This window comes from Verrucomicrobiia bacterium (genome assembly GCA_035946615.1).
Taxonomy (GTDB): Bacteria; Verrucomicrobiota; Verrucomicrobiia; order Limisphaerales; family UBA8199; genus DASYZB01.
Genome location: DASYZB010000058.1, coordinates 1 through 15094 on the forward strand (window position 1 = coordinate 1; position 15094 = coordinate 15094).

A 15094-nucleotide genomic window follows, 5' to 3' on the forward strand; every position below is an offset into this window, starting at 1 on the left:
CCCGCCGTCGGGCGGCCAAAAAACATCTATAATCGACGATTTTGGGCGCAAGTCCCCAATCTAGCCGATTTAATGCCCTCCGCGCAGCACTGGCGCAACGCAGGCACCGACACTTCCCCCTTTTGGGACAGGCTCTAACTAAGGGGTCGGGAGAATGAGCTATTGCAAACAATGAACTACTTAACCCTGCCCAGCGGACGCCAGGCCCCGCAGATTGTCAATGCCGTCATAGAAGTCCCCGGCGGCCAATCCAATAAATACGAGTACGACAAGACGCTGCGTGTATTTCACCTGGATCGGCCTCTGTATGCTTCGGTGCATTACCCTGGGGATTATGGGTTCATTCCCAGCACGCTGGCGCAAGACGGTGACGCTTTGGATATCCTGGTCTTGCTGGTGCAGCCGACATTTCCCGGTTGCCTGGTGGAGGCCAGGCCGGTGGGCGTGCTGGAAATGCTGGACCAAAAGGTTCTTGACGAGAAAATCCTTGCAGTTGCGGTGAGCAGCCCAACCCATAAGCAAATTCGCGAGCATACCGACCTCTACCCGCACGTGCTGCGCGAGATCGAACATTTCTTCTCGATTTACAAAGAACTTGAAGGCAAAAAGACCGAAGTCCGTGGCTGGCACGGCTCAGCCCATGCCATGCAAGTCATTCAGAAAAGCCAGCAACGGTTCAGCACGTGAGGGGTGGGCGCTCGCCCGGAAACCGAGAGAGAGGAGGAGGAGCAAGAGTAGAAGTAAGAAGAAGCCTACCGGTTGCCCCTGTTCTTACTCATACTCTTACTCTCTTTCCCCTTTTTTCCTCACCCAGGCCCCTCGGTGGGATCCACAACCCGCCCCAGGAACAGGATGCTGCCCGAGTGCGTGTCGCGAATCAGGAAAATAAAGGGATGGTCCGCGCGGAAGACCGGCGTGGGTTGGCGCATGATGGCCATTGTCCGCATCACGGTAGCGGTGGCCGCAGCCGCTTCCGTGCCCTCTTCGTTCACATCCACAAATGCCTTGTGAACCACCGCCGAGATGAATAAATCCCGGGCGCCATCCATTCCCGAAAAGTCCGCCGCGCGCGAAAAGGCATCTTTCATTCCCATCGTTTTGAGGGTTCCAGCGAGAAGGAACTGGGCAGTCAGTTTGAATTTCGGGAGAAATACATCCACTTTTTGAGACCTGCCCTGGCCGAGCCAGGTCTCGAGGTTTTGTTCGTTGAGCGATCCTTCCAAAGATTGCAGCCCATCGTCCTCCTTAGGAAGCAACACGACCATGGAAAGATCGCCTCCGGCATAGGGCAACTCGAGCAATTGGGCATCGAGAAGGGCAGCATACTTGAAATCGGCGGTCTGGTGCATGAACGGCGCCTGCACTTTCTGACTGGACCTGACCGAGAACGGAACCGGCATCGTATTTGTTTTGTTGAACAGGCGTGTCCATTTGCCTTTGAAGTAGATGGCATTTGCCAGGATGAGCCGGGTGCTGGCTTGCACCGTCCCGGGCTGCAGCAAGTTGGTAATCTTGCCTTTGGTTTTTTGGCTCACCCAATCGTTGACCTGCTCGCGGACCGGTTCGGCTTGTGTCCGAAAATCCACCTGCTCGATTCGTGCCTGATAGGTATTTTTTGCTGTGTCTAAAAACGCCGGGATAAATGGATGGCCTTGCTGTGCCCACAGCCCGTTAGCCACAGCCAATTGAATCCCGCTTTTCTGCTCGATAGCGTTCAATTGTCGCTGGAGCGCGCCAAAGCTGGATGCAAGCTGCTGCTGGTCCGCGCTGAAGTGGAGTGCCTGAGCCATTTGTTTGGCGGTGTCTCCACGAGCACCGGTGTAGGTCATCGCCAGGCAGGTCGAAATGCTGTAGGGCGAAAGGAAAAGGTTGCCGCTGCCGTTTTTGAGCTGCGAATAGAGGTCGAGGGCAAAGCCGTTATCGCCCCTGACGACTTTGTGGACCTGGCTCGTTTGAGTTGGGTCTGCAGAGCAATGGGCGGGCATACACATACAGATCATGACTAAGCCTAAAACTACCCCAGAATATCTCATAGGTTCAATCTAACTCCTTTTATTCATTCTTTGAAGCGCGCTCCTGATTGCATCAAGGAGTCGGTTGGCCCGTCTTCAGGCTGCTCTTTCGCGATTGTAGAAATGCAACCAGCAGGTCCATTTGCTGCGCGGTGAGATTGCCGGCGTAGGCGGGCATATTGAGCCCGCCATTGGCAATGCGCAGGATCATCTGTTCGCGACTCAGCTTCCTGCCGATGAACGTGAGGTTGGGCCCCCGGTGTCCGCCATGGCCTGCGATGTCGTGACAGTTCAGGCAGCCTTTTTGATAAAAGAGAAGCGCCCCCTCCGCCACCGGGCCTGTGGCAGCGCCCACCACCTCGGCTGGCAACGGCTTGGCCTTGAAGTCGGGCGACCAGTTGGCCCGCGCACCGGCTATCCAGAGCGCGCCGATACCCAAGCAAACCATCAGCACAAATGCCAATGCCCACGGGCGGCGCCGCGCGCTGCGCTCCCCTTTGGGGAAGACGAACGGAAGCATGATGAGGAGAAATCCAGCAATCAGCGGACCAAAAACCATAAAATACTGTTCCGTTCCATGCGGCAGCAGGGCGAGCACGGCGAAATACCACAGCAAATACCAATCTGGCCGCGGGTCGGCCGCGATGATGCTTGGGTCAGGCGGTTTGCCTAATTCTGGAGGGCCAAATACCAAGGCCAGGATAACGATGGCAACCGTCATCGCGACGGCAAAAACCATGTCGCGCCAGGCGGCGTCCGGCCAGAAAGGTTTGCCGCTTTTTTTGAGCAAGGCATGATATTCTTCGCGGTAGGTTTTGGGGTCCACAGGCCGTCCGGGAGTGGGCGGCTCAGAGATGCCGTGGCGCAACACCAGGAGCAGGTGCAGGCCGACGAACGCAAAAATCAGGGCCGGCATGACGAAAACATGAATGGCAAAGAACCGGCTGAGTGTGGCCCCACCAACCGTATCGCCTCCCAAAGTGAATCGCGCCAGCCAGTGGCCGATTAGAGGCGTGCGGCCCACCTGCTCAGCAGCCACTACGACCGACCAAACCCCGGTCTGATCCCAGCGCAGGAGTTGTCCGGTGAATCCCATGATCAGCGTGAAGCCGAGCAGCAAAGAACCGGTTACCCAGTTCATTTCGCGCGGGTATTTATACGACCCAAACAAGAAGACCTGCGCCATGTGGATGCCCATCATCAAGACCATTGCCGATGCTCCATAATAATGCAGACCGCGCATGAACCGGCCAAAGGTGGCCTGTTGGGAGATGAACTGTAGGGCGTTGTAAGCATGGGCTGCGGAGGGAACATAAGAGAAGGCCAATGCGACTCCTGAAAACACCTGGATCATGAACGCCGCCATGGTGGCGCTGCCAAACACATACCACCAACGCGCATCCGGCGGCACCAGATGTTCCAACATCGGGCGGAACAGGGCCACAATCCCGAGGCGGTCCTCGAGCCACGTGTAGCCGCGTCTAAGGCTTCCGCGTAACATGCTCTGATCAGGTGATAGGTATTGGAGCGGTGAGAATTTCTACGTGCCCGTTCAAGAGGCGGACAGGCAGGCGGACCAGGGGTTTAGGCGGCGGCCCCGCGGCGACCGAGCCGTCCTTGTAGTACACCCCGCCATGGCAAGGGCACATGAACAAATCGGCCTGTGGCAACCAGCGAACGGGGCATCCCAGGTGGGTGCAGTTGATTGAAAACGCCACAAACTTCTCTGGCCCCTCGCGCCGCAGCCAGGCCGCCGTTCGCGCCGTCACTCCGGCCCACTGCAACGCTGATGCGTCCTCGAACCGCACGGCCACTGTTTCATCGATTTTGAAATCTTCTATGCTGCCGACTGACCGCCAGACTTGCGGATTGCGGGTCAGCAGGGGCGCCAGAATAAACCCAACCGCCGGCACAACCAAAACGGCAGTGGCGCCGGCGCCCAGCCCCAGGGTCAACAATTCGAGAAATTCCCGTCGTGACCGCTCCTCGGCTTTAGCCGGTCCGGGCGGCACAGTATTACTTAGTTCTGCGTTCACGACGGATTTCTCCGATCCAGCCGACGATTGAGATTGCAAACAGGCCTACCCCAATGCCGGTAATCAAAAATGAAGTCGCCAGCCCCCAGAGGCTGAGGGTCACCGCCAGCGCCAGGCTCGCGGGCCAAGGAGTGGGTTCCGGGATGATATCGGGGCGGGCCGGATTCCAGTCCTGGTGTTCGGGTTTTTGAGATGGTTTTAAGTGAAGGTCGCTCATAGGAGCAAAGCAAGCCGGCTCAAACGGTTGTTGGTTCTCCTTTCGGCTGAATGGGGCCCGTCGCCTCTGTTGCGCCCGCATACCAACGAGCGAGCAAGCCCATAATGCCGCACAGGTAGATAACACAGGCCGGCACCCACATCAGCAGACCGCCGATCTGTTGGTCCACTGCAGGGGTCAGCCCCCACCCATTCCGAATCAGAGCGAGCATTTGCGCGCTACCGGACGGGTGGAGGTAAACCGGGCAGACGCTCACTGGAACAAAGGTAATGATTATACCCAGGAGCGTGCAACCGACGCATGCGGTAAACAAATAGAGCACTCCTGCCAAAGGAGGCAGGTGCTGTTGAGGGCGTGGACCAATGACAGGCAGCCAAAAGAGGGCGCCGAGGGCCAGCAGCGAAAGCACCTGGATGCCCCGCATTACAGGGTACGATGTGGCCGCGTCGCACAAAGCTGGCACGTGCCAAACCCACATCCCCCCTACTCCGGCCAGCCAGGTCACAGCGGATTTGGTTAGGAACTTGCCAAGTCGTTGCAAAGCGGGCCGGAGGCCTTCGCCTTTTTTCGAGGACGAATATGAGGAGGAAAATGACGGCGAAGGGAGCAGTGCCCACAGCAGGAATGCTGGCACCACCAACTGCAACAGCAGATGTTGGAGCATATGCGCGCTGAATAAATAACCGTCGGCCAGCGCGTCCAAGGGGGAATCGAGCACCAACAGGAATAAGGCGGTTGCTATCACCAGAAAGCCCGCGCGGCCTTTTACACTCCGGCCCGAAGCGCGCCAATGGACAATATATCCTGCTGCCAATGCTGCCGCTGCGGCCAGTGCAGCCGGATGCACTGGCCAGGCCGAAATCAAAAATTGCTTTGTTGTCATAAAGAAGGTCCCAATAAATAGACCGTTGTGAAAACAAACACCCAGACCATATCCACGAAATGCCAATATAACCCTACCGTCCGCACCGCCTCGGTGCGCCCGGTTTTGAAGTCTCCCGTCCATGACAGACCCAACACAATGACCAGGGCCAATAGTCCGATACAAACGTGCAGGCCGTGAAAACCTGTTAAAGCGAAGAAGGTGGTGGCGAACAGATTCGAGTTGATGACCACTCCTTTTTGAAACAGCGCCAGGTATTCGCTGCCTTGTCCTGCGATAAACACCAGCCCCAACATGATGGTGGCAATCCACCACCCATTAAACCCTGCAAAGCGCTTCTGGCGCAAAGCAGCCTCTGCCCGCCATAGCGTGAAGCTGCTGCTGAACAGGAACGCCGAGAACAACGCGGTCCTGCTGCGGTCCAGCAGCGTTGCGGCCAACGGCCCCCCATGCTGCTGGATGTTATAGTAAACAAACGCCGCGATCAGCATTACAAAGAAAAAACCTTCCGACAGGATGAAGGCGTTTATCCCGACAAAGTTTTTTTCGAGCAAAGGATGGTTTTGGGATGTTTCACCGGAAATGACCGGGTCTGGCGTTTCCGGATGCGCCAGGTCCCAGAGCGGTCGGCGGCTGCGCACCGGGGGCACGCGTTCAAAATTATGTTCCGGAGGCGGCGAGGAAGTTGCCCATTCAAGGGTCCAGGCCTGCCAGGGATTGTCGCCTGCCGGTGTTCCGGCGCGCAGGCTGCGCCCGACGTCCCACAACAGCAGCAGCACCGAAAAACCCAAAATAAAAGCGCCGACGGTCGAAATCAGGTTCAAACTGCCCCAGTAGGGCAGGTCAGGATACGTATAGACCCGGCGCGGCATGCCCATGAGGCCGAGAAAATGTTGGACGAAAAAGGTCCCGTTGAAACCCAGCACGGCCAGCCAGAAGACGTACTTGCCGAGCCGCTCCGAGAGCATGCGGCCCGTCATTTTCGGAAACCAGTAGTAGGTTGCGGCGAGAATGGCGAAGAATGAGCCGCCGAAGAGGACGTAATGGAAATGGGCGACAACAAAGTACGTATCGGTGGTTTGCCAATCCAAGGGCACGCAGGCAAACATCACACCCGTCAGGCCGCCAATCGTGAATTGAACCAGGAATGCCAGGGCGAACAGCATTGGAGTTCGAAGGCGCAATGAGCCGCCATAAAGAGTGGCTGACCAGTTGAAAATCTTAACGCCCGTAGGGATGGCGATTAACAAGCTGGCAATCGAGAAAAAGAGGTCGAGAGGCCGGCCAATGCCGACGGCGAACATGTGGTGCGCCCACACCCCAAAACTCAACAGTGCGATGGCGACGGTCGAGGCCGCCACAAACGCGTAACCGAAGATCGGCTTGCGCGCAAAGACCGGGAGCACCTCCGAAATCATCCCAAACGCCGGCAGGGCCATGATATAGACCTCCGGATGCCCAAAGGCCCAGAAAAAGTGCTGCCACAAAATGGCGGACCCGCCGTGCGACGGCAGAAAAAAATACGCCCCGAGGCTGCGATCCATTAGCAGCATGATAATGGAAGCGTTCAGCGCCGGCAGCGCCAGGATAATCAGAAAGGAATTGACTAAATTCATCCAGACGAACAGCGGCAGTTTGCGCAAGATCAGGCCAGGAGCGCGCAGCGTCAGGATAGTTGCGATCAAATTGATCGAGGCCACAATCGAGCCGGTGCCAAGGACCAGCAGCGAGAGAATCCAGTAATCCACCCCCTTAGTTGAGGCAAAGGGTGTTTCGCTCAGGGGCGCGTAACTAAACCAGCCGGCCGCCGGGGCTCCTCCCGCGAGAAAACTGAAGTAAAGCAGCAGGCCACCGCACAGGAAGAGCCAATAACTCATCGCGTTGAGGCGCGGAAAGGCCATGTCGCGCGCGCCAATCATCAGCGGCACTAAATAGTTGGCGAAGCCCACGAACGTTGGCATCACCACCAGGAAGATCATGGTGGTGCCGTGCATGGTGAAGAGCTGGTTGAACGCCTCAGGCGAGAGCAGCGTGTTGCGCGGCACAGCTAATTGGAGCCGCACCAATAGCGCTTCAATCCCTCCAACGAGCATAAAAATCGCCGCGGTCGAAAGGTAAAGGACCCCAATGCGCTTGTGATCAACGGTCGCGACCCAACTGAACAATGAACCTCGTTCGCGAGCAGTGGAGTGGGCTGGGAAAGACAATGCGCCGGCGCTGGAGGCGTTCGAGTTCATTGCTTTTGAGGCTCGAGATACGCTGCCAGTTCCGCTGCCTGCTGCTGGGTCAATTGCAAGTTGGGCATCAGCGACCCTGGCTTAATTGCCTGAGGGCTCCTCAGCCAGCGGACCAGGTTTGCCGGTGTGTTTTCCAATACGCCGCCGGCGAGAGTTTGGCGCCCGGCCAGATGCGTCAAATCAGGCGCTATCGAGGGCCGTGCAGCGGCCTGGCCCACGCTGTGGCAATTAGCGCACGTGAGCGTGGAAAACAGTTTCTCCCCTTGCGCCCCCGGCCCTGACGCCGGCGTCGGCAGCGGGCGGAGTTGTTCCTGCTGCCATTGTTCAAAAGCGCCCGGAGGCTGCGCGATGACGCTGAATCGCATCCAGGAGTGTTGCGCGCCGCAATATTCGGCGCACGCGCCGCTGTAAGTGCCCGGTCGCTGTGCCTCCAGCCAGATGTAATTCGGATGGCCCGGAATCATGTCCATCTTTCGGCCCAGGCGCGGCGCCCAAAAATCGTGGATGACGTCGGCGGCCTCCAACCGCACCAGCCACCGCGCCCCGGCGGGAATATGAATTTCATTGGCGGCCACGACACCGCTGTTGGGATAGCGCGCTTCCCACCACCACTGGTGGCCCGTGATGACCAAATCCGCACGCAATTGCGCCGGGAGCGGATCGGATTGATTCATCGCGCGCGCCGTCAGCACAAACAGGCAAATCACCACCAGCAGCGGGATAAGCGTCCAAGCCACTTCGACGGGAACGCTGCCGAAGGTCTGGCGTGGTTCGGGGCTGTCAGCCCTGCCGCGAAAGCGCAGTAATGACCAGGTAATCAGGCCCGTAACAATCGTCAGAATGACGGCGCAGACCCCCAGGACAATGTAAAAAAGGTCCACAATGACTTTCGCCTGAGGCGAAGCGGGACTAAATACCGGAACGATGCTCATAACCCTTTGGGACTCCTCGCACGCGAGTAACGCGGGGCAATAGCTTTCAGCCTAAGCTCTCCCCGCTGTCCGGAAATGGGGTATCCACCTGAGGCCGTGCTTTGAAAATGGCGACTCTTTCCTCGTTCTCCTTCGTCCTCGATTTTTCAGGGCTTTCGAGAACGATGACGAGCGCGAAGATGAATCACGGCAATTCCATTTCCAAAACAGGCCCCGAGATGAGCGTTTTCCGTCCACTTCCTTCTTTGCTGCGCCAATAGCGGGCTGATAACCTGACTTATGCGAATTTTGTCCGGCATTCAGCCCTCCGGGTCACTTCACCTGGGTAACTATTTTGGCATGATGAAGCCCGCCATCGAATTGCAGGAGCAAGGTGAGGCCTTCTATTTCATCGCCAATTACCATTCCATGACCTCGCTGTTCGACCCGGAGGAAAGGCGTCGCAACACCCTGGATTGCGCGTTGGATTTTCTGGCCTGCGGCTTGGACCCGAAGAAAACGGTCTTTTTCCGCCAATCGGACGTGCCGGAAGTCACCGAACTGACTTGGATTCTAACGACGGTTACCCCGATGGGCCTGCTTGAACGCTGCACGAGTTATAAGGACAAAATTGCCAAGGGCATCTCGCCCAATCACGGCCTGTTCGCTTACCCGGTGCTCATGGCGGCTGATATCCTGCTCTACGATTCCAATGTCGTTCCTGTGGGTCAGGACCAGAAGCAGCACGTGGAGGTGACGCGCGATATCGCGGTGAAATTCAACGAATTATACGGACAAACTTTCGTCATTCCCGAACCACGCATCCGCTCCGAGGTGGCAAAGGTCCCGGGGCTCGACGGTGAGAAGATGAGCAAAAGCTACGATAACGCCATAGAGATTTTTGGCGAAGAAAAGGTCCTGCGCAAGAAGGTGATGGGCATCAAAATGGACAGTCGCAGTCCGCAGGAGCCCAAGCCCGATGCCGGCCAGAACCTGGCGATTCAATTGATGAGGTTAGTCGCTCCGTCTGCTGTGGCGGCTGATTACGAAAACCGATTGCGCGCGGGCGGCTTGGGTTATGGCGAGTTGAAGAAAGCATTGTTCGAGCAGTATTGGGATTATTTTTCCGCTGCGCGAGCGAAGCGAGCGGAATTGGCGTCGAACCCGGGGTGCGTCGAGCAGGTTTTGGCACAGGGCGCCGCCAAAGCGCGCGCGGTGGCGCGCCAGGTCCTCAACCGCGCCAAAAAAGCCAGCGGCTTGGAGTAGAGCACCGGTGAGGCCCTCCTCTTTCTGCTAGAGTTTCCTGTCGGATTGGTGTCGAATCGCAAGCAAATGAAATACGGTTTGAATATCCGTTCGCCCGGCGGCCTGGACTTTGTTTCTCTAGGCGCGCTGGTGCATCGGCTTGACCCCGGCATCATCCCATTCCGCAAGGCCGCCGAATGCAAAATCCATGTCAGTGGCGGTGAATTCAATGTGGCCGCGAACCTGGCGGATTGTTTCGAGTTGCGAACTGGCATTGCAACCGCAATGGTTGATTACCCCATTGGCGATCTGATAGCTGAGCGGGTGCGGGCTATGGGAGTGAGGCCGTTCTACAAACATTTCAAGCATGACGGTGTGAACGGTCCGAACATGGCAACGGTCTATAGCGACCGCGGGCAAGGGGTGCGTGCCCCGGTGGTGTTCTACAACCGCTGCAACGAAGCCGGGGCACTGTTGAAGCCCGGCGATTTCGATTGGAAAGCCCTGTTTGATGGCGGGCTGCGGTGGTTTCACAGTGGCGGTATCTTTGCCGCCCTTTCGTCCACCACCGCCGAACTCATCATCGAGGGGATGCAAGCCGCCAAAAGCGCGGGCGCTATAATCTCGTTCGATCTCAATTACCGCGCCAAGCTGTGGAACATCTCCGGTGGCCACCAGCGGGCCGTGTCGGTGCTCGAACGCATCGTGAGGAATGTGGACGTATTGGTCGGCAATGAAGAGGACCTGCAGATGGGTTTGGGCATCACCGGCCCTGAAGTCGCCGCCAAATCGAAATTGGACCCCAGCGCATTTATTGGAATGATTGATAAGGTCCGTCAAAAGCATCCCCAAATCAAAGTGCTTGCAACGACCCTGCGCGAGGTGCATTCGACTAACCGCCACAGTTGGAGTGCCGTGGCCTGGATTAATGGCCAAACCTTTTTGGCCCCCACTTGCCAACTGGACGTGTATGACCGGGTCGGCGGAGGCGACGGTTTTGCCGCCGGTTTTTTCTATGGTTTGCTTGCGGGTGAACCGGAAGAGGAGGCTGTGAAGCTGGGCTGGGCGCATGGCGCTCTGCTGACCACGTTTCCTGGCGATACCACCATGGCCACCGTCGAGCAGGTGCGCGCACTGGCCAAGGGAGGCTCGGCAAGAATCCAGCGGTAGCGAGCGGGTGAGGTGCGCTACGTCGTCGGTCGCAGCAACGTTGGTCCCCTGGAGCACGAGGGACGAACAAGTGCCTGGGGTCAAAACCCTAGTTGAGAAAAGGCTCTTCCGGGCGTACGGACAAGGCAGCCTTGATTGGCGCCTTCGTTCAATTCATCATGGGTTGAAGGGCAATCGAGACGAGAGCGACTTCGGGAGGGAAGTCGCTCTTTTTTTAAAAGCTCTCACGCTCGCCCAAAGACCTTTTATCCAAATCTAAATCTGAGAATAGGACGTGGGGACTACAAAACGATTGATAATCTTCGAGACCGTGTCGGCGTATTTCGGATCGTTCTTGAGCTTGTTCCACACGGGGTGTTTGCCAAACGCTTCCCAATGCTTGCTGTGCGCGGCCTGGTCTGCCGCAGAGAGCATGTAGGTCAAGTGTGGCAGGTCCCGGCCAATGAGCGCCTGGCCGTAAAAGATCGGGCCCAGGCCAACCTCGTGCATCGTCTCAATTTCGCCCGCGTTGAACATCTCGACCTTTTTGAGCGACTTGATTTCGCTATGGCTTTCGTAGGTGCGGATTTCGAACATGCGCGGCTTTTTCTCGCGCGCGTAGGGGGACAATTCAATTCTCGGCTGGCCGGCAAATGCCAGGAGCAGCCAGCTATCGATGCGGTCGAAGGAGGGATTGTCCTTCGGCGCTCCCAGATACTGAGAACTGGCCTCCTGGGCCTGAATCTGCTCACTCAGCGCGCGGGTTGCCTTGGCAAAAGCTTCAAGCGAGGGGTAGGGGATAAGCACGAAAACCGTATCCGGGTCGCGCGCCTCGGTGTTGGCCGGATTGCCGTTGCGTTCCTGTTGGGTGAAAACACCGATGGGCTTGCTCCCGGCTTTGTTCAACGTGGGAATCACCAGGTTTTGCAGGTAGCCATCCAAGAGGTCATGGCTGGCGCCGGATTTCAGGTGATATGCGCGCAGTTCGTAATACTCCTTCTTTTTGCCTGCGGCCGAGGCGCTCAGGCCGGCGGCGCCCAACCCGGCGAGCGTCGAGACTGCGAGTGAGGTTTTCAAGAAATGGCGTCGTTTCATTTTTGTGGTCGTTTGTGTTTGGGACGGAACCCTTCCGCCCGGTTCAGGAGTCACAAATACCTTAAACCGTCAAAAAACAAAATGGTTAAGTTGGATTGACTTGTGCCTGGGTTGGCCTCATGAAAGCGTTATGAACCGCAGAGAACTGCTCGGCGTGACTGCTATTCTTGCCGCGGGAGGTCCGCTCTGGACTTTGCCGCTATGCGCAAAAGAAAATGAGATGGGTGGCGCGCGAATCTTTGATGTGAAACAGTACGGGGCTGTTGGCGACGGGAAGGCGCTGGATACCACCGCGCTGAACCGGGCCGTTGCGGCCTGCGCCGCAGCCGGGGGCGGAGTGGTGTACGTTTCCCCCGGCATCTACCTATCCGGAACAGTGGTGCTCCAGAGCAACGTCACCCTGTACCTCGAAGCGGGAGCGACCTTGCTCGGCAGCAAACAGCTTTCCGATTATTCCCCCAAGTCAGGCCCGAGCCTCAAAGGGGATGCCAATCAAAAGCATCTCATCTTTGCGCGCGATGCGGAAAATGTGGGGCTTGCGGGACCGGGCCGGATTGACGGGCAAGGTCCGGCCTATTGGGTGCCCAGCGGACGTGTTGTGCCGCCACCGCAGGAAAGCTGGCGCGATGTGGCCACTTACGATTGGAAGCCCCTGGACCGCCCCTCGCCTTTGCTGGAATTCTACAACTGCAAGCACCTGCGCGTTGAAGACATCCGCATAGAAAATGCCCCCGGCTGGACGTTGCGGCCCGTTCAATGCGAGCACGTGCTGATCCGCGGGATTACTATCAAAAACCCCGTGATTGGCCCCAATACAGACGGGCTGGACCTGACTTGCAGCCGAAACGTCTTTATCTCGGATTGTTTGATCGATACGGGCGACGACGCCATTTGTCTCAAGAGCGAGAGCCCTTACGGCGGGGAGCCGGGCGTGTCGAAAAACATCACGATTACCAATTGCGTGCTGACCTGCTGCTGCAATGGATTGAAATTCGGCACAGCCACCTTTGGCGCCTTTGAGAACGTCACGTTTAGCAATTCGGTGATTTATAATGACGATGTGGATGCGAGGGCGCGCGTGATTTCGGGCATCGCCCTGGAAATGGTGGACGGTGGCCGGCTTGAGGGCGTGGTCATCTCCAACATCCGCATGCAGCGCGCACGGACGCCCATTTTCATCCGGCGCGGCAACCGGCATCCGCGCCCCGACGGCGCACCCGGAACGCTGCGCGGTGTCATGATCCAGAACGTCCACGCCTCAGGGGCGATCCTCACCAGTTCGGTCACGGGTCTGCCTGGGTTTGATGTGGAGGACGTGACATTGTCCAATATCCGGATTGACAGTGAAGAGAACGGCAAAGCCGAGTGGACGGAGCGCCCGATTCCCGAGGTCGCGTCTTCCTATCCAGAGGCGCGCATGTTCGGCAGGCTGCCGGCCTATGGCCTGTATAGCAGGCATGTTAACGGCTTGCGTCTCAGGCAGCTTGAGTTTGCGTGCGGTCCGCAGGAAGCCCGCCCGGCGCTATGCTGCGAGGATGTAAGGGACATCGAAGTGGCCGGGTTCCGGAGCCCGGCCATTCAAGGCACACAGCCCGCTCTCAGGCTGGTTCAAACGAGGCGCGCCTTTATTCACGGTTGCTCGACGTTGGGAAAGACCCAAGCCTTTCTCGAAGTACGGGGCGGCCAAACGGAGCAAATTGTTCTGATGGGCAACAATATTAGCGCCAAAGAACCAGTGCGCTTGGGGCCCGAAGCGCCTAAAGATGCGATCAGGACAAACGATGCGGCATGAATCATTGGTCCACGCGAAGCGTTCTGGATGTCCAAGGCGCTGCTGCGTTGAGCCAACCGAAGGGCTTTAATCCGCGCGAAGCGTCGTGGACTGCGCCAGTCCTCTGGCGCTTTTGGGCCGTCCCAGGTGTTTGAGTTTCCCACTCCACGTCCAGTGGCATTGAATGTGGCGCGCAGAATGAGAATAGAAGGACATCCAAAAGCGGTAGAGGACTACCGAAGTCCAAGACGCTGGCGCGCCTTCTGGTCCGCGCGAAGCGGTATCCATAGGGTGCCTCCCCTCAGCTTGCTATCAGCCCTTAATTCAACGATACTTGGCCCCGTGCAATCGGCTCTGGACAAATTAACCGACCGCTTGACCGACTCCTACCAGCGCGTCGGCGGCATCAACCATTTGGACGGCAAGAACCTTCCCTCCAAACGCGCGATAGCTGTCATCACGATGGATTTGCTTCGCCTGCTTTTTCCAGGTTTTTTTGGCAAGCTGTTCCATTCCTCGGAGCTCAAGGCCGAGACCTCGGCGCTCTTGGGAGCAGTGCTTAATAACCTCGAAACCGAGGTCGCCAAGAGCCTCGAATACAATCCGCCCCCGGAGTTCGCAGGGGCGCGAAAGGACTTCCGCGCCGTGGCGCGCAATTGCACCGTGCAGTTCCTTGAAAGCCTGCCCCGCATCCGCGACTTGCTCCAGACGGACACCGAGGCCGCTTACAACGGCGACCCGGCCGCCCTGAGCAAGGAAGAGGTCATTGTCGCTTATCCATTCATCGAGGCCATCGCTGTCCAGCGCCTCGCTCACGAACTATATCGCAATAAAATCGCTCTCATCCCGCGCATTATGACCGAGTGGGCCCATGCCCGGACGGGCATGGACCTGCATCCGGGCGCAGAAATCGGCACCCATTTCTTCGTCGATCACTGCACCGGAACGGTTGTGGGCGAGACCACCCAGATCGGCAACCACGTCAAAATGTACCAAGGCGTCGGGTTGGTGGCCAAATCACTCTCCGCCGGCCAGCAGTTGCGCGGGTTGAAGCGCCATCCCACAATCGAAGACCGTGTCACAATCTATGCGGGCGCTACTATTATGGGCGGCGACACCATCGTCGGCGAAGGCAGCACGATTGGCGCAAACGTCTTTCTGACCTCGAGCGTGCCGCCGCATTCTCTGGTGGTCCAGGAAGAGGCCAACGTCAAGGTCCTCAGCAAAAAGGATCGCCGCGCCCAACCCGCTGATTTTGTGGTGTAGCCAAGGCCTCGGGAACTCGCCGATACTCCTCCAATTCGCCGGCCAGGTTCTCACAGTTGAAAAGGCGCAAATCAGCAATCGGTCCTTTTGCCCCAGTGTTGGACATTGATGTCTTTGATTCGCGGCTGTTTGCCTCATACACAGACAGAACTGAGAAAGCCAACTATCGGGAAACCGAGGGATTCTCAGACATGAGGCTCTCTGGCATTGCGACTGCTTAAAAGCAAGGCACGCGCGGTTCGTTGTATGAGAACACGCAGCCGATCTTGGCC

The 15094-nt window shown here is 57.7% G+C and carries 13 protein-coding genes; 5 read left to right on the top strand and 8 right to left on the bottom strand.

What is annotated here, in order from left to right; all coding sequences use genetic code 11:
* Positions 1-171 precede the first annotated feature (171 nt).
* The gene (locus tag VG146_09390; protein ID HEV2392562.1) at positions 172-687 is read left to right on the top strand and encodes an inorganic diphosphatase; all 516 of its coding nucleotides are present in this window, start codon (positions 172-174) and stop codon (positions 685-687) included.
* Between the two features lie 119 nt (positions 688-806).
* Here the strand turns inward: VG146_09390 and VG146_09395 are convergent, their stop codons facing one another.
* The 7 genes from VG146_09395 to coxB form a co-directional block, all read right to left on the bottom strand.
* Positions 807-1991, bottom strand: a complete 1185-nt coding sequence (locus VG146_09395; protein ID HEV2392563.1) for a serpin family protein — start codon at positions 1989-1991, stop codon at positions 807-809.
* 94 nt (positions 1992-2085) lie between these two features.
* Positions 2086-3513 carry a cytochrome b N-terminal domain-containing protein gene (locus tag VG146_09400; protein HEV2392564.1) on the bottom strand — a complete coding sequence of 476 codons (1428 nt, stop codon included), beginning with the start codon at positions 3511-3513 and terminating at the stop codon, positions 2086-2088.
* 7 nt (positions 3514-3520) lie between these two features.
* Complete coding sequence (locus VG146_09405) at positions 3521-4048, bottom strand: ubiquinol-cytochrome c reductase iron-sulfur subunit (protein ID HEV2392565.1); 528 nt, start codon at positions 4046-4048, stop codon at positions 3521-3523.
* Complete coding sequence (locus VG146_09410) at positions 4029-4265, bottom strand: hypothetical protein (protein HEV2392566.1); 237 nt, start codon at positions 4263-4265, stop codon at positions 4029-4031. The genes VG146_09405 and VG146_09410 overlap by 20 nt, the downstream gene beginning before the upstream one ends.
* 19 nt (positions 4266-4284) lie before the next feature.
* Positions 4285-5148 (bottom strand): cytochrome c oxidase assembly protein, encoded by an 864-nt coding sequence (locus tag VG146_09415; protein ID HEV2392567.1) that lies wholly within the window; start codon positions 5146-5148, stop codon positions 4285-4287.
* Positions 5145-7385 (bottom strand): cytochrome c oxidase subunit I, encoded by a 2241-nt coding sequence (gene ctaD, locus VG146_09420; GenBank protein HEV2392568.1) that lies wholly within the window; start codon positions 7383-7385, stop codon positions 5145-5147. The genes VG146_09415 and ctaD overlap by 4 nt, the downstream gene beginning before the upstream one ends.
* Positions 7382-8317, bottom strand: a complete 936-nt coding sequence (gene coxB, locus VG146_09425) for a cytochrome c oxidase subunit II (protein HEV2392569.1) — start codon at positions 8315-8317, stop codon at positions 7382-7384. Before coxB ends, ctaD begins: the two co-directional genes overlap by 4 nt.
* Before the next feature lie 279 nt (positions 8318-8596).
* Here coxB and trpS point away from each other — a divergent pair, with 279 nt between their 5' ends.
* Entirely contained in the window at positions 8597-9562 is a 966-nt protein-coding gene (trpS, locus tag VG146_09430; GenBank protein HEV2392570.1) for a tryptophan--tRNA ligase, read from the top strand.
* Positions 9563-9628: 66 nt separating this feature from the next.
* Entirely contained in the window at positions 9629-10711 is a 1083-nt protein-coding gene (locus tag VG146_09435; protein HEV2392571.1) for a PfkB family carbohydrate kinase, read from the top strand.
* 255 nt (positions 10712-10966) lie between these two features.
* Here VG146_09435 and VG146_09440 read toward each other — a convergent pair whose 3' ends face one another.
* A complete protein-coding gene (locus VG146_09440; GenBank protein HEV2392572.1) occupies positions 10967-11785 on the bottom strand; it encodes an NIPSNAP family protein in 819 nt (272 codons plus the stop codon).
* 130 nt (positions 11786-11915) lie between these two features.
* Here VG146_09440 and VG146_09445 point away from each other — a divergent pair, with 130 nt between their 5' ends.
* A complete protein-coding gene (locus VG146_09445; GenBank protein ID HEV2392573.1) occupies positions 11916-13577 on the top strand; it encodes a glycosyl hydrolase family 28 protein in 1662 nt (553 codons plus the stop codon).
* A gap of 321 nt (positions 13578-13898) precedes the next feature.
* Positions 13899-14822, top strand: coding sequence for a serine O-acetyltransferase (locus VG146_09450; GenBank protein ID HEV2392574.1), 924 nt, complete (start codon positions 13899-13901; stop codon positions 14820-14822).
* Positions 14823-15094 lie beyond the last annotated feature (272 nt).